This window comes from Pseudomonas sp. 86_A (genome assembly GCF_017491705.1).
Classification (GTDB): domain Bacteria; phylum Pseudomonadota; class Gammaproteobacteria; order Pseudomonadales; family Pseudomonadaceae; genus Aquipseudomonas; species Aquipseudomonas koreensis.
Genome location: NZ_JAFGYS010000004.1, coordinates 78,635 through 97,252 on the forward strand (window position 1 = coordinate 78,635; position 18,618 = coordinate 97,252).

General features: G+C 60.2%; 19 protein-coding genes and 1 pseudogene. 17 read left to right on the forward strand and 3 right to left on the reverse strand.

The window, feature by feature from the left end; all coding sequences use genetic code 11:
- The first annotated feature begins 74 nt into the window (after positions 1 to 74).
- Positions 75 to 1,403 carry a D-arabinono-1,4-lactone oxidase gene (locus tag J5M57_RS07745; RefSeq protein WP_207849560.1) on the forward strand — a complete coding sequence of 443 codons (1,329 nt, stop codon included), beginning with the start codon at positions 75 to 77 and terminating at the stop codon, positions 1,401 to 1,403.
- Between the two features lie 74 nt (positions 1,404 to 1,477).
- Positions 1,478 to 2,686 (forward strand): DSD1 family PLP-dependent enzyme, encoded by a 1,209-nt coding sequence (locus J5M57_RS07750; RefSeq protein WP_207849559.1) that lies wholly within the window; start codon positions 1,478 to 1,480, stop codon positions 2,684 to 2,686.
- Positions 2,687 to 2,802: 116 nt separating this feature from the next.
- Here the strand turns inward: J5M57_RS07750 and J5M57_RS07755 are convergent, their stop codons facing one another.
- Positions 2,803 to 3,180, reverse strand: coding sequence for a DUF6124 family protein (locus tag J5M57_RS07755; protein WP_207849506.1), 378 nt, complete (start codon positions 3,178 to 3,180; stop codon positions 2,803 to 2,805).
- A 553-nt stretch (positions 3,181 to 3,733) separates the two neighbouring features.
- Here J5M57_RS07755 and J5M57_RS07760 point away from each other — a divergent pair.
- From J5M57_RS07760 to J5M57_RS07825, 14 genes and pseudogenes are all read left to right on the forward strand, one after another.
- A complete protein-coding gene (locus J5M57_RS07760) occupies positions 3,734 to 4,486 on the forward strand; it encodes a DUF4145 domain-containing protein (protein ID WP_207849505.1) in 753 nt (250 codons plus the stop codon).
- A 55-nt stretch (positions 4,487 to 4,541) separates the two neighbouring features.
- Positions 4,542 to 5,324 (forward strand): hypothetical protein, encoded by a 783-nt coding sequence (locus tag J5M57_RS07765; RefSeq protein WP_207849504.1) that lies wholly within the window; start codon positions 4,542 to 4,544, stop codon positions 5,322 to 5,324.
- Between the two features lie 69 nt (positions 5,325 to 5,393).
- Positions 5,394 to 5,639: pseudogene (locus J5M57_RS07770) on the forward strand (DSD1 family PLP-dependent enzyme); the annotation flags it as partial.
- Positions 5,640 to 5,921: 282 nt separating this feature from the next.
- Positions 5,922 to 6,533 (forward strand): transposase, encoded by a 612-nt coding sequence (locus J5M57_RS07775; RefSeq protein WP_083369248.1) that lies wholly within the window; start codon positions 5,922 to 5,924, stop codon positions 6,531 to 6,533.
- A gap of 74 nt (positions 6,534 to 6,607) precedes the next feature.
- Positions 6,608 to 8,206 carry a ShlB/FhaC/HecB family hemolysin secretion/activation protein gene (locus tag J5M57_RS07780; RefSeq protein ID WP_064587361.1) on the forward strand — a complete coding sequence of 533 codons (1,599 nt, stop codon included), beginning with the start codon at positions 6,608 to 6,610 and terminating at the stop codon, positions 8,204 to 8,206.
- Positions 8,207 to 8,218: 12 nt separating this feature from the next.
- Positions 8,219 to 10,018, forward strand: coding sequence for a MotA/TolQ/ExbB proton channel family protein (locus J5M57_RS07785; RefSeq protein ID WP_207849503.1), 1,800 nt, complete (start codon positions 8,219 to 8,221; stop codon positions 10,016 to 10,018).
- 11 nt (positions 10,019 to 10,029) lie between these two features.
- Positions 10,030 to 10,455 carry a biopolymer transporter ExbD gene (locus J5M57_RS07790; RefSeq protein ID WP_064587363.1) on the forward strand — a complete coding sequence of 142 codons (426 nt, stop codon included), beginning with the start codon at positions 10,030 to 10,032 and terminating at the stop codon, positions 10,453 to 10,455.
- A gap of 3 nt (positions 10,456 to 10,458) precedes the next feature.
- Entirely contained in the window at positions 10,459 to 11,163 is a 705-nt protein-coding gene (locus J5M57_RS07795; RefSeq protein ID WP_207849502.1) for an energy transducer TonB, read from the forward strand.
- Between the two features lie 54 nt (positions 11,164 to 11,217).
- Positions 11,218 to 12,915 (forward strand): putative porin, encoded by a 1,698-nt coding sequence (locus J5M57_RS07800; protein WP_207849501.1) that lies wholly within the window; start codon positions 11,218 to 11,220, stop codon positions 12,913 to 12,915.
- An 18-nt stretch (positions 12,916 to 12,933) separates the two neighbouring features.
- Positions 12,934 to 13,563 carry a DNA repair protein gene (locus J5M57_RS07805; protein WP_083369243.1) on the forward strand — a complete coding sequence of 210 codons (630 nt, stop codon included), beginning with the start codon at positions 12,934 to 12,936 and terminating at the stop codon, positions 13,561 to 13,563.
- 17 nt (positions 13,564 to 13,580) lie between these two features.
- Positions 13,581 to 14,051 (forward strand): YbjN domain-containing protein, encoded by a 471-nt coding sequence (locus tag J5M57_RS07810; protein WP_083369242.1) that lies wholly within the window; start codon positions 13,581 to 13,583, stop codon positions 14,049 to 14,051.
- The gene (locus J5M57_RS07815) at positions 14,048 to 14,995 is read left to right on the forward strand and encodes a peptidylprolyl isomerase (protein ID WP_207849500.1); all 948 of its coding nucleotides are present in this window, start codon (positions 14,048 to 14,050) and stop codon (positions 14,993 to 14,995) included. The genes J5M57_RS07810 and J5M57_RS07815 overlap by 4 nt, the downstream gene beginning before the upstream one ends.
- Positions 14,996 to 15,153: 158 nt before the next feature.
- Entirely contained in the window at positions 15,154 to 16,134 is a 981-nt protein-coding gene (locus J5M57_RS07820; RefSeq protein ID WP_207849499.1) for a LysR family transcriptional regulator, read from the forward strand.
- A 155-nt stretch (positions 16,135 to 16,289) separates the two neighbouring features.
- Positions 16,290 to 16,808, forward strand: a complete 519-nt coding sequence (locus J5M57_RS07825; protein ID WP_207849498.1) for a GNAT family N-acetyltransferase — start codon at positions 16,290 to 16,292, stop codon at positions 16,806 to 16,808.
- A 1-nt stretch (position 16,809) separates the two neighbouring features.
- On the opposite strand, the gene J5M57_RS07830 is transcribed toward J5M57_RS07825, so the two are convergent.
- A complete protein-coding gene (locus J5M57_RS07830) occupies positions 16,810 to 17,502 on the reverse strand; it encodes an aspartate/glutamate racemase family protein (RefSeq protein WP_064587371.1) in 693 nt (230 codons plus the stop codon).
- Positions 17,503 to 17,706: 204 nt separating this feature from the next.
- On the opposite strand from J5M57_RS07830, the gene J5M57_RS07835 reads away from it, so the two are divergent.
- Positions 17,707 to 18,198, forward strand: a complete 492-nt coding sequence (locus J5M57_RS07835) for a hypothetical protein (RefSeq protein ID WP_207849497.1) — start codon at positions 17,707 to 17,709, stop codon at positions 18,196 to 18,198.
- 191 nt (positions 18,199 to 18,389) lie between these two features.
- Here the strand turns inward: J5M57_RS07835 and J5M57_RS07840 are convergent, their stop codons facing one another.
- Positions 18,390 to 18,611 carry a hypothetical protein gene (locus J5M57_RS07840; RefSeq protein WP_083369236.1) on the reverse strand — a complete coding sequence of 74 codons (222 nt, stop codon included), beginning with the start codon at positions 18,609 to 18,611 and terminating at the stop codon, positions 18,390 to 18,392.
- Between the last annotated feature and the right edge of the window lie 7 nt (positions 18,612 to 18,618).

Genomic DNA, 18,618 nt, shown 5'->3' on the forward strand with positions numbered 1-18,618 from the left:
GCGCGCGCATGACCATGGATCTGACACGGCGTCAGTTGTTGCAACGGGCAAGCATCGTCGGCGCGTTCAGTGCGCTGGCGGCCAACCCCGCGCTGGGGCAGTTGATGCGCGCACCGCGCCTGATTCCCTGGCGCAACTGGTCGGGCGGGCAGAGTTGCCTGCCGGCGGCGCGGCTGGCGCCGAAAAATCTTGATGAATTGACCGCGGCGATTCGCCAGGCCCAAGGCAAGATCCGCCCGGTCGGCTCGGCGCATTCCTTCAGCGCGCTGGTGCCCACTGACGGCACGCTGCTGTCGCTGAGTTACTTCACCGGTCTGCTCGATCACGACCCGAACACCCTGCAGGCCGAGTTCGCCGCCGGCACGCCGATGTCGCGCATGGGCGTGCCCTTGAAGGATGTCGGTCAGGCCCTGCAGAACATGGCCGACATCGATTACCAGACTCTCGCCGGGGCGATTGCCACCTCGACCCATGGCACCGGCAAGACCTTTCAGTCGTACTCGGCGCATGTCTGCGGCATGCAACTGGTGACGGCCAGCGGCGAGGTGCTGGACTGCGACAGCCAGCGCCACCCTGAAGTGTTCAACGCCGCTCGCGTGTCGCTCGGCGCGCTCGGCGTGGCGACGAAAATCCGCCTGCAAAACCGCCCGGCCTATCGCTTGCGGGAAACCCAGTGGATCGCCAAGACCGAAGAACTGCTCGAAGACCTCGACAAGAACACCCGGGAAAACCAGCACTGGGAAATGCTGGTGGTCACCCATTCCGACTACGCCTTGTCGATCGCCCTTAACGAAACCAACGACCCGGCCACGCCGCCGATTCCGCCCGAAGAGGAGGGCGGCAACGAATTCGTGACGCTGATCGAGAAGATCGACAAATACGGCAGCGACTTCCCCGAGCTGCGCCGCACGCTGCTCAACAGCCTGCGCCATCTGGCGAGTTTCGATGACCGGGTGGGCGACTCGTTCGACATCTACGCCAACGTGCGCACCGTGCGCTTCAACGAGATGGAATATTCGGTGCCCGCCGAGCACGGCCCGGCCTGCTTGCGCGAAATCCTCAAGCTGATTCAGGACAAGGACCTGCGCACCTGGTTTCCCATCGAGTACCGCTACGTCAAGGCCGACGACATTCCGCTGAGCATGTTCGAAGGCCGCGACAGCTGTTCGATCTCCGTGCACCAGCATTACCAGATGGATCACCACAACTTTTTCGCCGCGGTCGAGCCGATTTTCTGGAAGTACAACGGCCGTCCGCACTGGGGCAAGTTGCACACGCTCAATGCGCGCACCCTGCAGCCGCTGTACCCGCGCTGGCGCGAGTTTGTCGAGGTGCGTCAGGCGCTGGACCCCAGCGGCAAGTTTCTCAACGCGCATCTGTCGTCGATTCTGGGGGTGAGCTGATGGCGGTCAATCGACGCAATTTTCTCCTCGGCACGCTGGGCGTCGGGGCTTTATTAGTGGGCGTGGGCGCCTGGCTGCGACCCGGTGATCGTGGCGGGCCGTACAGCGAGTATTTCCGCGCGCTGAACGAAGAGCTGAAAGACAACGGGCCGATGCGTCCAGTGCTGCTGATCGACCTGGATCGCCTCGACCACAACATCGACGTGGTGATGCAATCAGTCAGGCGCGGCGCCAAGCACTTGCGGCTGGTGGAAAAATCCCTACCGTCACCGGGGTTGTTGCGCTACATCGCGCAACGGGCCGGGACGCAGCGCTTGATGTCGTTTCATCAACCGTTTCTCAATCACGATGCGGTCACGTTTCCCCAGTCCGATATATTGCTGGGCAAGCCACTGCCGGTGCGTTCAGCCGAATTGTTTTATCAGAGCCACAAAGGCCCGTTCGATCCGTCGAAGCAACTGCAATGGCTGCTCGACGGACCAGAGCGCTTGCAGCAATACCTCGCGTTGGCGCAGGGACTCGGCACTCGGATGCGCATCAACATCGAACTGGATGTCGGCCTGCATCGCGGCGGGGTCAGTGATGTGAAGGTGTTGGGGCAGATGCTCACGCTGATCAGCGCCAACCCGCAGCATCTGGAGTTCGCCGGGTTCATGGGCTACGACCCGTTCGTGGGCATGGGCGTGCCGGGGATTCTCGGCTCCCCGGAGGAACTGTTCGCCAAGGTCATGCTGATTTATCAGCGCTGCGTGGACTTCACCCGGCAGCAGTTTCCGGCGCTGTGGCATGACAACTTGTGCCTGAACACCGCCGGCAGCCCGAGCTATCGCATCCACGAAAACGAGAAACTAAGCACCGAGGTTTCGGTGGGCACGGCGATGCTCAAACCGACTCACTATGACCTGCCGTCACTGGTTGACCACCTGCCGGCGACCTACATCGCCACCCCCGTGCTGAAAAGCACCGGCGCGGTGAACATTCCGGCGCTGGACGACAAATCCAGGCTGTTTTCGTGGTGGGACGCTAACCAGCGCCAGACCTTCTTCATCTACGGCGGCAACTGGATGGCCGAGTTCGAATCGCCGCCCGGACTGCAGAGCAACGGCGTTTACGGCCGCAGTTCGAATCAGGAGATGGTCAATGGTTCGAATGCCGTGGGGCTGACGGTGGAGGATCAAGTCTTTCTGCGGCCGACCCAGACCGAGGCCGTCCTCCTGCAATTCGGCGACTTGCTGGCGGTGCGTGGCGGTAGGATCGTCGATACCTGGCCGGTTTATTCCTGAAAAAAAGATCGCAGCCATTGAAAGCTGCGATCTTTTGCTTTTGCATTTCGGTGCTCTACCTACTCAGCATTTGAAACCAGTCTTGAAAAAAGCTGTGGTGAGGGCGACGGTTTCAGTCAGTTAGCGGAATAGGCTGCCAGTTCCAGATTATCCAACGCCCGGTCAACTGCCAGCTCTGCCAGCATTATCAGTTGGGCAATTCCAAGAAGCGCGTGACGCTGCGGTGCTCGCAGGTCGCCAGCAATATCACTTGCCATGACTTTCGCCGAGGCGAGGGTTTCATACGCATTCGCCAACAGCTCTTCTGTGCCGATGTTGGGAGCTATGTGGTAAATCGTGCTCGGTTTGCGTGAAGGGTTGTCTGCTCCGTTGGCCTCTGGGTTGAGGTAGTGATCCAGTGCGCGTTCGGCGGCCTCATTGAGCTTTTTGGAATCGAGAGTTTCGTAAGGCGAGGTTGGATCAGTTTCGGGTGGGTTCGGCGTCGGTTTGAACATAAATGAAGCTCCTACAGTAAATGGAGCCACCAAAACCAGTCGCTAAACAAGTAAGGGTGGCGGCTGCACGCAGGTTAGCGAACCGGGTGTAGGCGCCCGGCAGACTCGAAAGTCTCCCACGCACAGCCGCCATAAATTCGATCGCAGACAAAGCATCCGAAAAAGAATTTGGAGCGCTGGTGCGCCTACAAAGGTTCGGGTCGCTAAACCCGATCGCTGATTCGTCAGCGACCGGCAAACGATAGATCTCGAGACCAAGGCACACAAGCCGGCGGATTCTGGCCTAGCTGTAGGCAAAGGCGCAAGGCAGTGTGGCTTACAGGATGAAACAGTAAACACTATTAAACGGCTGAAGCTTCCGAGGGAGTCCGATGGCGTAGAGGCTAGCTCACAGGCAGGAGAAATACGCAAAACGACGGGTGAATGAGGTACTCGTTTCGATCGGAAAATAACTTGGTAAGTGGGGGCTTAGCTAGTCAGTCGTTCATCTAGTCAATTTTGAATTATTGAGGTAGCTTTTCTAAACACCCACAAACCGAAAAGAGATCGATCCTTGGAACGGGAAATTTTTGAAAACGTGAGTTTCTGCGAGGATCAGGTCCCCAAATATCCTTGTCCTTCATGTGGCCGCGGACAGTTGAAGCTAAAGGGTGAATTGCAGTCTGAATTCACAGCTCAGACTGAGCTTTATAAAGATGAAGAGTGGTTTGACTGGGAGGATCATGCTGATTTTGTTTTTAGTGGAATGTTGCGCTGCACTGGTTGCGATGAAGCGGTGTTTCTAGTTGGGTCCGGCAAGCCGAAGTCTTATGAGTATGAAGATGAAACTGGTCGACCGTGTCGGGATTTGTTTTCCTATCATACAGTCAGATACTTTCAGCCTTTTTTAAAGCTTATTGACTGTCCGGATCAAGTGTCAGACGAATTTCGGAAGCAGATTGATAGCGCGTTCTCTCTATATTTTACTAGCCCTTCAGCCTGCTGTAATAGCATTAGGTGTGCTGTCGAAGTTTTGCTTACAGATTGGGGGATTCCGTTAAGGGGAGAAGGCGAGAAATATATTCCCCTTGGCAATAGACTAAGCCTGCTTCCGGAGAATTATTCAAAATATTTGGATTTTCTAAAGGCGGTCAAATGGCTTGGTAATAGCGGAAGCCATGCCGATCAAATGTTTTCACATAGCGATGCGTTAGACGGTTTGGAAATGTTGGAGTATGTTTTAAGTAAGGTCTATGATCAACATGGACCGAGAATAACAGCTATGGCTGACCGAATAAATGAGCATAAAGGTCCAGTCCGTCGTTAGCTTTTAAGTGGTCGTGCTTCTGAAGTTTTTATAAAGTAGTACTAGGGAGTGGCGATTGAAAACAGGCAAATGTGGACTATGTGGCAAGAGCAGGGTGATTAAGAGAAGTCACTTGTTACCCAAGTCGGCTTATAAACAGGTTCGTGATCATCCCTCTGATGGCGGAGGGTCTCCAATGCGTATAGATATTTTAGGTGGGAGATTTGGGAGGACAGATAAACAAATTGTAGCTGATTTTTTGTGCGGTAGTTGTGAAGGGGCTTTTTCGAGATTTGGTGAGGCCTCAGTTTCAAAGGCTTGGGGAACTCACTTTGGATTTCCGATGCTCAAATTTTCAAATGGGCTCGTGCCTGTATCTTTCAGCGCTAGAAGAAAAATTTATGCATCTGCCCAGCTTTCGGAAAGTTTAGTGGATGCTTTGTATTATTTTGCTGTAAGTGTTGTTTGGCGCGCGGTGATGTGGCCACAAGACAATGTCGGTGTTTCCAGTTGTAGAGGTGCTATTTCAGATCGGCAAATGCATGAAGTGGTTGATTTTTTATTGTCTGGTAACGGCCGATTGTCAGATTTTTTTGTGGTTGTTGATGTTAATACTTGTGTCGAGATGAACGGTATTTTGTCGTTGCCGGCGCTAATCTCGAATAGTGATGTAAAGACCATCGGTTTCGATGTTTTGGGGTTGAGGTTTAAGGTGTTCGTTGGGCCTGCCTTTCCAGTTGAGTTAGAGAAGTTAAGGGAGGATGTCGATAAGTACATTTTGATAGTAAGTTCTGATCATTCTCAAAGCGAAAGTGCAAAACAGGTAGCGCTTTTTTTTCATGAGAACAATATTTCATAGTCCGAGCTTTGAGTTTGAAATTTTTGATGCTCCTAGCCAGAAGCTTTCGTTAATTTACTAAATAATAGCCAATCCTTCCTAATCTATGGCGGCAACTGGATGATCGAGTTCGAATCGCCGCCGGGGCTTCAGAGCAATGTTTACGGGCGCAGCTCTCATCAGGAGATGGTCAACGGTTCGAATGCCGTGGGGCTGACTGTGGAGGATCAGGTCTTTCTGCGGCCGACCCAGACCGAAGCCGTCCTTTTGCAATTCGGCAACTTGCTGGCGGTGCGTGGCGGCAAGATCGTCGATACATGGCCGGTCTACACCTGATCTGCTGACTTCTTAAAAACTACACAAAACCTTGTGGGAGCTGGCTTGCCAGCGATTGCAGTCTGTCAGCAAAGAAATGGCTTGCTGACCCGGCGCCATCGCTGGCAAGCCAGCTCCCACAGTATTTGTGGTGTTTGCAAAACCCTCAGCAATTTCTGTAATGAAGCTTTTATGACAAAAGTTCGGTAGCACATAGCCAGTCCGGTCATGCCTATGTAACGCGCTTGAGGGGCCCAACGGGGCGCTTTTCACAAGCCGAGGCGGGACGCCGGGAGTGAGGCAATGGGGACTATGGAACGCTACTCGAAAGTGGGCATGCAGGAGCTCGATCAGCGCCTGTCGAAGATCGTCGAAGCGGCGCGCAAGAAGCCGGTTTCGGTGTATCGCTACGGTGCGCCGTGGGTCTGGATCGTGTCGCAGGAAGACTGGCAGGGCGCCTTGAAAGAGGTCTCCAGCTACATTCCGCCGGGCCACTCGCTGGTGTTGCTGCGCCCGCAGATCGACGACTTGCTTGACGCCCACCAAGGCCTGCTGCATGACCTCAACGCCGCGCCCGGCATGCTGATCCCCGCGCAAACGGTCATGCACATCCTGCTCCTGCAACTGCTGTATTCGGTGCCCAGCGAACAGCAGCTGTTCGAACAGCTCAATTACAACCTGTTGTTCCGCTGGTTCGTCGGCCTCGGCCTGAACCAGAAAGTCTGGAGCTACAACGTCCTCAGTCGCGACATCGCCACGCTGCTCAATGAGCCGCGTGCGGTGCTGCTCATTCAAAAAATCATCGGCGAAGTGTTCTGCGGTGCCTTGCTGCAAATGCCCGAGTTCTCTCTGAACTTCGCGCTGTTGCACACCTGGCTCGGCAAGCACAGCGGTGCCTCGCACGTCAGCAATTAGCCGCGCCCGCCATTGCCGCAACACACGAGGCGCGCAACAGCGCCAACAGGGTCATCGCGAATTCAGGGGGTAGTGTGGATCAGATTTTCACGTCACGGCTGGCGCTGTGGGGCTGGCTGCTGGTGACGGCCGGCGCTCAGCCAGCGTTCGCCGACGAGGCCGCCGCCAGCGCAGCGCCGCAGCGTCTGGTGGACGTCAACGAATACTTCGTGCGCGGCAACACCGTGCTCGATGCCCGGGCGATTGAAGAGGCGGTGTACCCGTTTCTCGGCCCGCAAAAGGCAATGAGCGACATCGAAGGCGCCCGCGATGCCTTGCAGAAGGCCTATCAGCAACGCGGCTACCAATCGGTGTTCGTCGAACTGCCGGAGCAAGCGGTGGCCGACGGCATCGTCTACCTGCAAGTCAGCGAAACCAAGGTCGGCCGGGTGCGGGTGGTCGGCGCCAAACACTATTCGCCGCTGGACATCCGCGACAACGTCCCGGCGCTGAAAGAGGGCGAGGTGCCGGACTTCGCCAAGGTCCAGGGCGAGCTGGCGCAACTCAACAAAACCCCGGGCCGCCAGGTCATGCCGCTGGTGCGCGAAGGTCAGCGCCCGGGGACCATGGACGTCGATTTGCAGGTTGAGGACCAGAACCCGTGGAGCGCCAGTGTCGGCCTCAACAACGACTACAGCGCCGACACCGAAAAGCTGCGCGCCGTGACCAGCCTTGGCTACAACAACCTCTGGCAGCTCGGCCACAGCATCAACCTGACGTACTTTACCGCGCCGCAGGACACCGACAACGCCAAGGTCTGGTCGGGCTCCTACACCGCGCCACTGACCGAGCGCTGGAGCGTGCAGTTCTCCGGTTACCAGTCCGACAGCAACGTCGCCACCATCGGCGGCAGCAACGTGTTGGGCAAGGGCCATTCCTATGGCGTGTCGGCGATCTACACGCTGCCGTCCAGCGGCAGCTGGTCGAACTCGCTGTCGGCCGGCATCGACTTCAAGGACTTCGACGAGCGCCTGACCTTGTCCGGCGAGAGCGACAAGGTGCCGCTCAAATACGCGCCATTCACCTTCGCCTACAACGGCTTCCGTTACACCGAAAAGAGTCAGCTCGGCCTCGGCCTGAGCCTGGTGGCGGCCACGCGCAGCCTCTTCGGTTACGGCAGCTCCGACGAAGAGTTCGACTACAAACGCTACCGCGCCAACCCGAGTTTCGCCGTGGTCAAGGGGGACAGCAATTTCACCTGGACCTTCGACAACGACTGGCAGAGCGCGAGCAAAGGTGCGTTCCAGCTGGCGTCGGGGCCACTGGTCTCCAACGAGCAATTTTCCGCCGGCGGCGCGACCTCGGTACGCGGTTATCTGGCCGCCGAGCGTACCGGCGATGACGGCGTGCTGCTCAGTCAGGAACTGCGTACACCGTCACTCGCGAAATACGCCGGCAGCTGGATGCAGGAGTGGCGCTTCTACGCCTTTGCCGAAGGCGCGCAACTGTACCTGCGCGACGAACTGCCGGATCAGGACGCCAGTTACGCCCTGGCCAGCGTCGGCCTCGGCACCCGCGCCAGCCTCAGCAAATGGCTGTCCGGCAGCCTCGACTGGGGCTACCCGCTACTCGAAGGGCCGAACACCTCGAAGCAGGAATCGCGCCTGCACTTCAACCTTCAAGCCACTTTCTAAAGGAGCACGTTCATGCAGCGCCTCATTCTTTCGTTGTTGATCTGCCTGGGCTTCGTGCTCCCGGCCACGGCTCAGGCCTGGTGGCAGGACGACTGGCACTACCGTAAACAGATCGCCGTCGATACCACGCCGCAGGGCGCCGGGATCAATCAGGCCCTGGGCCGCACCGCGCTGCTGGTGCGCCTGCACACCGGCAACTTCACCTTCGATGGCGTCAAGGAGGACGGTTCGGACCTGCGCTTTGTCGCCGCCGATGACAAGACCGTGCTCAATCATCAGATCGAAAGCTTCGATGCGCTGATGGGCATGGCGCTGATCTGGGTTGACGTGCCGAATGTCGAGGGCGGCCAGCGCCAGGACATCTGGATGTACTACGGCAATCAGAAGGCCCCGGCCACCGGCAACGGCCAACTGACGTTCGATCCGAATTACACCGCGCTGTATCACTTCGACGGCGCCACCGGCACCCCGGCCAAAGACACCACCGCCTACGGCAACACCGCGCAAAGCGCCACTGGCGCGGCGATTGACGGTGTAGTCGGGCGCGCCTTGCAGTTCAGCGGCCAGCCGTTGCTGCTGCCGGCCAGTCCGTCGCTGCAGCATAACGCGGGCAGCGCGTTCACCTTCAGCGCCTGGCTGCGACTGGATCAGGCCAATGGCGAGCAACTGATTCTGGCCCGTCGGGAAGGCGCCAACAGCCTGCTGGTCGGGGTCAATCAAGGCGTGCCGTTCGTGGAGATCGACGGCCAGCGCGCGGTCGCCACTCAGGCGCTGAATCCCGGCCAATGGCAACACGTCGCACTGACCGCCGAAGGCGCGAAAGTCAGCCTGTTCATCAATGGTCGTGAAGGCGCCACGCTCGCTCAGGCGATGCCGGCATTCAACTCGGTCATGGCCATCGGTGCGGATCTTTCCCCGAGCGCCTTCCAGCCATTCGTGGGCGCCATCGATGAACTGCGTCTGTCGAAAGTCGCGCGTCCGGCGCCGTTGTTGCTGGCCGATGCCACCGCGCAAGGCGCCGAGTCGAAACTGGTGGCCTACGGCGTCGACGAAGAACAGTCCGGTTTCGGCTTCGGCAGCCTCGGTTTCCTGCTCAATGCGGTGCCGGTGGACGCTTGGGTAATCATCGCTGTGCTGGTGCTGATGATGTTCCAGTCGTGGATCATCATGCTGCGCAAGAACCACACCCTCAGCCGCGTGAGCAAGGCTAACGAGGACTTCCGCGAGCAGTTCGCCAAGGTCGGCACGCGTCTGGAAATGTTCGCCGACGACACGCAATTGGCTCAGCGCCTGCAACATTCGCCGCTGTGGCGCCTGTACACGGTGGCGGTCAAAGAAATCCGCACCCGCCGCGAGCAGGGCGCCGATACCTCCTCGGTTTCCGCCGCGACCATCGAAGCCATTCGCTGCTCGATGGACGGCGTGCGCACCCGCGAGAACCAAGCGCTCAGCTCGAAACTCTCGACCCTGTCCAACGCCATCGCCGGCGGCCCGTACATTGGTCTGCTCGGCACCGTGCTGGGGATCATGGTGGTGTTTCTTGGCACCGCGATGGCCGGCGACGTCAACATCAACGCCATCGCCCCGGGTATGGCGGCGGCCTTGCTCGCCACTGCGATGGGCCTGTTCGTCGCGATCCCGGCGCTGTTTGGCTACAACCGCCTGATCACTCGCAACAAGGAAGTCAGCGCCGACATGCGCGTCTTCGTCGACGAGTTCATTACCCGTCTGGCGGAGATGCACGGCGAGAGCCAGTTCAGTGAGGCGTCGCACCCGCGCGGCCATCACGCCAACCACTCCGTACCGGCCTGAGGAGCACTGACATGGCGTCCGTAAATGCCTCCCACGACGATGACGAAGATGCAGCGGTGGACAGCATCAACATCACTCCGCTGGTGGACGTGCTGATGGTGGTGCTGGTGATGTTCATCCTCACCGCCACCGCGCAGGTCTCGGGGATCCAGATCAACCTGCCCAAGGCCAGCGCCTCGGTGTCGCTGTCGGAGGCCAAGACCAAGGCGATTTCGGTGAATGACGGCGGTCAGGTGTTCCTCGATGCCTACCCGGTGACCCTGTCTGAACTGGAGGAACGCCTGCGCATCGAGAAAGCGCAGAACCCTGACTTCCCGGTGATCGTGCGCGGTGACGCGACGGTGCAGTACCAGAAAGTCATTGAAGTGCTGGATCTGCTGCGCCGGCTCGAACTGTCCCAGGTCGGTCTGGTGACCGGCAAACCGACGCAGGGCTGAGTGATGACTGCACAACTCCCGATCGAGCCACTGCCGGTGAAGCGCTCGCCGCTGCGTTACGTGAAGTGGGGCGCCGGGCTGCTGCTCGGCGCGCTCGCTGCGTACTTGCTGTGGCAGTGGGCCAACGACATGAGCGGCATCCGCCGTGAAGCGCCAAAGGTGCCGACGATTATTCCGTTGCCGCCACCACCGCCACCGCCCCCGGAAAAACCGCCGGAGCCGGAAACCCCGGTGGAAGAAAAAATCGTCGAGCCCGAGCCGACGCCCGAGCCGCAGGAGGTCAAGCCCGAGGAGGAAGCACCGCCATCGCCGGCGGACGATCTGGCCAACCCGATGCAAATGGACGGCGACGCGCAGAGCGGCAGCGACGCCTTCAACATCGGCGCCGGCAAGGGTGGCGGTATGGCCGGTGCTGGCGGCGGGCGTTTGGGCACGGGCACCTACAGCCAGTTCCTCGCGTTCACCTTTCAGAGGCTGCTGCGCGAGAACCCGGACCTGCGCAACCTCGCGTTTTCGTTGCAGGCCGATGTCTGGCTGAGCGCCGTCGGCGAGATCACGCGCGTGGAACTGATCAAGTCCAGCGGCAACCTCGAAATCGACACCCAGGTACTGGCGGCGCTGCGCAATGCGCCGCACCTGAGCGAACGGCCCCCGGCCTCCATGACTTTGCCTGTGCGCCTGTCCCTGCAAGGGCGGCGTCCGGGTTAACCGAACCTATTTATTGCCAAGCATTTGAGCTTTGCCAAAAGGAGTTGTGTGCAGATGATTTCCAATGTGAATCGATTGTCCCTGGCGGTCGGCATGGTCATCGCGACCCTGGTCGGTCAGGCCGCGGCAGCGCCTGCGCCCTCGGAGAACGCCACGATCAATCTGATCCGCTTGCTGGTCGAGCAGGGCATTCTGAAACAGGACAAGGCCGACGCGCTGATCGCCCAGGCGCAGAACGAAGCGGCTCAGGCCAAGCAGGCCGCTGCATCCACTGCGGTCGCAGCCGGTCCGGTGGCCGCCCCGGGCGATGTGCGTGTGCAATACGTGCCCGCCGCGGTGCGTGACCAGATCCGTGATCAGGTCAAGGCCGAGGTCATGGCCACTGCCAAGCAGGAAAACTGGGCCGCGCCCAACACCTTCCCGGACTGGGCGTCGCGCATCAGCTTCGACGGCGACATTCGCCTGCGTGACGAATCGCGCTACTACTCGGGCAGCAACAGTAACGAAATCGTCGACTTCGCCAAACTCAACAACAACGGCCCGTACGACGTGAACCCCAACAGCAGCACCAACCTGCCGCCGTTGCTCAACACCCGCGAAGACCGCACCAACCTGTTCCGCCTGCGCGCACGGCTGGGCATGAAAGCGGTGATCTCGCCGGAATGGACCGCCGGCATCCGCATCGGCACCGGCTCGGACAACAATCCGGTATCGACCACGCAGAACCTCGGCGGCGGTTTCGCCAAGAAAGACATCTGGCTCGATCAGGGCTACCTGAACTGGAAACCCACCGACGAGCTGACCCTGACCGGCGGGCGTTTCGCCAACCCGTTCATGTCCACCGACATGCTGTATTCCAACGACCTCAACTTTGACGGCGTGGCGGCGATTTTCGACCACAAGCTCAACCGCGACTGGGGTGTGTTCGGCACCGTCGGTGCGTTCCCGGTGGATTACACCAACGACACGACCACCAGCAACGGTTTCGACAAGGAAGAAAGCGACAACAAATGGCTGTACGGCGCGCAGCTTGGCGCCAAGTGGGCGATCAACAGCAACAACCGGCTCAAGGGGGCCCTGGCCTACTACCGCTTCGACGACATTCAAGGCCAGCGCTCCAGCCCTTGCGCACCCTGGGCCGGCGCCCCGGGCTGCGACACCGACGGTACCCGCGCGGCGTTCATGCAGAAAGGCAATAGCGTGTTCCTGCTGCGCGACATCACGCCCAACCCGGCCAACCCGACCACCACGCCGCAGCCGCAATTCGTCGGTCTGGCGTCGGAGTTCAATCTGCTGGACCTCAACCTGGTGTGGGACGCCGATCTGCCGCAAGACTTCAAATTGCGCAGCCAGGGCAACTACATCCACAACCTCGGTTACGACGAAGGCGACATGCGCAAGCGCTCCGAGGGGCAGATCGTCAACAACCTCAACAGCAATGGCGAGATCGAAAGCGGTGCCAATGCGTGGATGGTGCAGTTCACCCTCGGCAACGCGTTGGACCTGAAGAAGCAGGGCGACTGGAACATGTTCGCCGGCTACAAGTACATCCAGCCGGACGCCTTGCCTGACGGCTTCAACGATTCGTCATTCCACCTCGGCGGCACCAACGCCAAGGGCTACTTCCTCGGCGGCAATTACGGTCTGGCGAAGAACGTCTACGCCACCGGCCGCTGGATGAGCACCGAAGCGGTGTACGGCGCGCCGTTCGACATCGACGTCTTGCAGCTTGAGATCAACACGCGCTTCTAAGGCGCCGGGAGTACGGTCATGCACGCACGAGTTTTACTGTTGGGGCTGAGTCTGTTCATCGCTCAGGGCGCCAGTGCCGAAGGCATGGAGGAGCGCCTGCGTACCCAGTTGCGCAGCACCACCCAGCAATTGCAGGCGTTGCAAAGCCAGCAGGCCCAGGCCAGCGCCGCGCAATTGGCGGCGCAGAACGAAGCCAAGGCTGCGCAGGCGCAGATCAAGCAATTGACCGCCGAACTGGCCAAGGCCAAGGGCGTCGCCGAGCAGTTGGCCGACCAGCAGCAGAACCTGCACAGCCAGGCGCAGGCGCAAGTCGCGGCGAGCAACGAACAGGTCGGCAAGTTCAAAAAGGCCTATGACGAGTTGTTGGTCATGGCCCGTGCCAAAGAGGCAGAACGGTCTAAGCTTCAAGCGCAATTGGCTGAACGTGACACACAAGTGCAGCAATGTTCAGTCAAGAATCAGCAGATGTACGGCGTCGCCAAGCAGATCCTCACTGCCTACGAAAACATCGATGTGGCCGAGGTGATGAAGATCCGCCAGCCCTTTGCGGGCAGCGCCCGGGTCAAGTTCGATGAACTGGCCCAGGGGTTCGGCGACGAGCTCTACAAGACTCAATTCGACGCGCCGCAAGCCGCGCTCGCGCACTGATAAACAAGGAAGACACAATGACTCAATTGATCACCCACGTTTCCCCGCAATCGCTGACCGAAGTCCTGCAAGCGGCCGGATATCGCGTCAACCAGACCGAACAGAACGGCATCGTGCAACTGCTCAGCGCCAGCCAGGGCATCGGCTATGCCGTGCGTTTCGGTAACCCGGCGGTGGAGCAGGGCAGCTACGTCGATTTCACTTTCAGCTGCGCGCTGCGGGTGCAAGGTGAGTTGCCACAGGGCGTGGCCGAACAGTGGAACGCCAGCCGCCGCTTTGCGCGACTGTCGTTGCAGGGCGAGTTTCTGGTGATGGAGATGGACGTGGTGGTGGCGGCCGGCGTGAGCAATGATCACCTGCGGGGCAACCTCGAATTGTGGGATCGCCTGCTGCAGGAGTTCATCGTCTACCTGCGTGATTTCAGCCAGGCCGCGCAAGCTTCGACAGCCAACGTCGCGGTCGCCGAGCAAGAGGAAGTCGCGCTGTGAAAAAGCCTGCCATGGTGATCAGCGCTGCGGCTGTAGCGCTGTTGGTGGTAGCCGTGGCGCTGGTGCTGCGACCGGGCACTGACCCGGTTGCCGCTCAGCAATCGTCGCCCATGGCGGCGGTTGCTGCGGGGCCGGCGGTGGCGCGGTTGGGTAATCAGCAGGTGACGCCGCAGGAATTGCAGGCGTTGCTGGCGACAGTGCCGCCGGCGACCCGCGAGCAATTGCGCGGCAACCGTGAAGCACTGGAGCGCTGGCTGCGCACGCGTCTGGCGGAGAAAGCCGTACTTGAACAGGCTGACGCCCAGGGCTGGGCGCAGCGTCCGGACGTGGTGCGGCAAACCCGGGCGGCCAGCGAGCAGATCATCTTCCGTGATTATCTGCGCTCGGTCAGTGAGGTGCCGGCGGACTACCCGAGTGCGGCTGAATTGCAGCAGGCTTACGACGCCGGCAAGGCCAACTGGATGACGCCGGCGATGTATCGCGTCAGCCAGATTTTCCTTGCGGTGCCGGATGCCCAGAGCCTGGAAGCCGTGCGCAAACAGGCCGCTGAGCTGAGCAAGAAAGCCCAGAGCACGCCGGGGGATTTTGCCGCGCTGGCGACGCAGTATTCACAGGATCGCCTCACCGCCGAACGTGGCGGCGATACCGGGCTGCAACCGTTGCAGCAACTGGTGCCGGAGGTCCGGGGGGCGGTAGCGAAGTTGAAGGTCGGCGCGGTGTCCGATCCGGTGCAGAGCGCCGCCGGCTTCCATGTGATCAAACTCACCGAACAGCAACCGGCGCGCACCGCGACACTGGATGAGTTGCGCGACCAGTTGACCCAGGCCTTGCGGGCCCAGCGCCAGGAGCAAATTGCCCAGGCGTACCTGGACGGGATGCTCAATACCGCGACGCTGAGTATCGATGGGGCTGAGCTGAACAAGGTCCTCGAAACCAACCATTAGAACACTGGCACACCACAATCCCTGTAGGAGTGAGCCTGCTCGCGATAGCGGTGTGTCAGGCACAGAGATGTCAGCTGTGCCGACGCTATCGCGAGCAGGCTCACTCCTACAAGGGATCTGCGCAATGTCTAAATACAAAGATCGACAGGGAGTCATCGATGTCATTCACCGAACCCGCAGGGCGACAGGGTAGTCCCGACTACCTTTGGGCACAGGGCGAGCGCGAGCCGTGGCTGGCGCAAGCCGCGACCATCGATGCCGAGGTCGCGCAATACTTTCTGGTCAGTGCTCGTTGTGGCTGTTTCATGCAGGCGGCGCGCAGCCTCAATGTGCGTTCGACTTTGCTGCGCAAGCAACTGGCGCAGCTTGAACAGGAGCTGCAGCATTCGCTGTTCAGCTTTCAGGGCAGCGCCCTCAGCCTGACGCGCGAGGGCCAGCAACTGCAGGCGCAACTGGTGGCGCTGGCCCACGAACGCAAATTGCCGGTGGTCGAGCAGCCGCTGATCCGCCTGGCCGTTGCCGAATCGATCCTGCATGACATCCTCGGTCGGGACCTGATCGCGCTGTTGCGCCGCAACGCCAGCGTGCGTCTGGAGATCATTGCGCTGGACAGCGAACTGTCGTTGCGTGCAGTCAGTGCCGACGTGGTGCTGTGGCTGGCCCACGGTGAAAGCCCCAGCCCCGGCCCGACCTTCGCCACCAGTCAGCCGCAGGCACTGGCGCGTGTGGATTACCTGCCGCACATCGCCAAACGCTATTCCCGTGTCACCGCACGCCCGGCCAGCGCCGACGACCTGAGCGATTTCATGCTGGTGCAATGGCAGCACGACCGGCAGATCGACAGCTTTCGGCCGTGGAATGAGTTGGTCGAACAACGTCTGGCCGGCGTGGTGCAGATGCAGTCCTATGAGCTGATGCTGGAAATGATCCGCTGCAGCGCGTGCATCGGTTTGCTGCCGGCGTACATGAGCCGCTTTGATCGCGGGTTGGTGGCGCTGCCGGGGCTGTTTGACGAGCCGATGCAGTTGCAGGCATGGCTGGCGGTCAATGCTGATTCCCAGGCGATAGAAGAAGTCCGCACGCTGGTCGAACTCATCCACCACACCTTCAACGAACGCCAGGAATGGTTCCAGAATTAACTCAATCTCCTGTAGGAGCTGCCGCAGGCTGCGATCTTTTGCTCTTCAAAAGCCAAGTCAAAAGATCGCAGCCTGCGGCAGCTCCTACCGTTTGTATGAGTCGGACTTTGCAGTTTAGAGTGTCTGGCCACACTTCGATCCAGGAAGGATCCGCCATGCCCGACCACAACCCGGCCATCAGCCTCGAACGCTTCAACGAATCGCACATCGAGGCCGTCACCGCGCTGTACAACGATCCGGCCGTGACCCGCCAGGTGTTGCAGATGCCGTTTCAATCCACCGAGATCTGGCGTCAGCGGTTGCTGGCGGAGAACGAGCGGATGGTCAAACTGGTGGCGCTGCATCAGGGCGCGGTGGTCGGTCATCTTGGGCTGGAAAACTACTCGCGGATTCGCCGCGCACACGCCGGCAGTGTCGGCATGCCGGTCGCCGTGGCGTGGCAGGGCAAGGGCGTCGGTTCGAAACTGCTGGCGGCGGCGCTGGACATCGCCGACAACTGGATGAACCTGCACCGGGTCGAACTCTCGGTGTACGCCGACAACGAGGCGGCCATCGGGTTGTACCGCAAGTTCGGTTTCGAGAACGAAGGCCTGTTCCGTGACTACGCCGTGCGCGACGGGCAATGGGTCGACACCCTGAGCATGGCCCGCCTGCGCACGCGCAACAAAACCTGACTCAGTCGCGCAAGGCGAACGCCACCGCCGACTGCGCATGCAGTTCGGTGGTGTCGAGCAGGGGCAGGGCACTGTGTTCGGGTTTGACCAGCAGGCCGATTTCCGTGCAGCCGAGGATGATCGCCTGGGCGCCGCGCGCGGTCAGCGATTCGATCACCCGTTGATAGAGCTTGCGCGACTCGTCACTGATCACCCCGACGCACAATTCGTCGTAAATGATCCGGTGCACGTCCTTGCGCTCGGCGGCGTCCGGCACCAGTACCGTCAAGCCCTTGGCAAGCAGACGCTGCTTGAGAAAGTCCTGCTCCATGGTGAACGCCGTGCCGAGCAGGCCGACCGTATGCGCATCAATGTCCAGCGCAGCCTGCGCCGCCGGTTCGGCGATGTGCAGGAATGGAATACTGATCGCTGCCTGAATCTGTTCCGCCACCTTGTGCATGGTGTTGGTACACAGCACCACGCATTCCGCGCCACCGGCCTCCAGCCTGCGCGCCGCATCCACCAGAATCGCCGCCGCATCGTCCCAGCGCCCGGCATGCTGGGCCTGTTCGACCGGGCCGAAGTCGACGCTGTACATCAGGATTTGCGCCGAGCGCAGCGCTCCGAGGCGGTCGCGGACCTGTTGATTGATGAGGCGATAGTATTCGGCGCTGGATTCCCAGCTCATGCCGCCGATCAGGCCGATGGTGCGCATTGAAATTCCTCTGGCAGTGGCCCGTATTGGAAAAGTCGGGCTTGGGCCGAGTGTCCATCGGTTCAAGGACGGATGCCAGTGCAAAGCAACTGTACCGTTGAGCCTTTTGCCAAGTGTCCCGGTGCCAACGCTTGAGGTTTAACGTACGCCAGCGCCTCGATCTGTCACTATCGACTGTCGCAGGCTTTCCCGAGGAACGTACCGATGAACGACGTACAACAACTGGGCGAAATGCTTCGCCACTATGCCGAGAGTGAAGCGCACAAGAAGCAACTGTTCGAAACCCAGTCCCAGGTGTGGGCTGCCCGGATCACCGAGCTGTTCGGCAACATTCAGCAATGGCTGGAACCGGTGCAGGCGCCGAATCTGCTGGAGGTGAGCCGCGAGGCTTATGTCGCCTTCGGGCCGAGCACACCGGTGGAAACCTCGACCTTCAAGACCGAAAAACTGAGCATCGTGATCGCCGGCAAACCGGTGGAGTTCGTGCCGGACGTGATGGGTAGCGCCGGGCAGATTTCCCTGGCGGTGATGGGCCTGACGGCGGCGCGCTATGGCAGCATTTCGCTGGTGGGGCTGCCGAGCGGCGAGTGGCAGTGGCGCAAGACCAACGGCCTGAAGGACCCGGACACGTTTGTGTTTGATGCGGATTTTCTCGCGCAGCAATTGCAGAGTTTGATCCCTCGCGACCGCGGTTAAGATCAAGAGCTGACCCCCTCACCTCAGCCCTCTCCCCCAGGGGGCGAGGGGGAAAGGGAGCCGATCTTCGCTGTATTTGAGATTGCATTCACTTTCGATACTTCAGGTCGGTGTAACCCGAACAAACAACTCGGTCAGTTCCCTCTCCCTCTGGGAGAGGGCCAGGGTGAGGGCAACCCACCTGACACCCCTCACATATCCAGGTTGACCCAGCCCGGCTTAGCCTCTTCCGGCGCCACCGCTTTCACTGTTTTCCCCGTCGCCAGCTCCACCCGCCGCGCCACCTCCGGGTCATCGGCAAACGGCACCATGCTCGCATCGTCCAGGCTTTCCGCCGTCTGGTGGCGCAGGCAGTACTCCACCGCCAGCCACAGAAACACCACCCCCAGCACATTCAAGAACATCTCGAACATTCTCGGC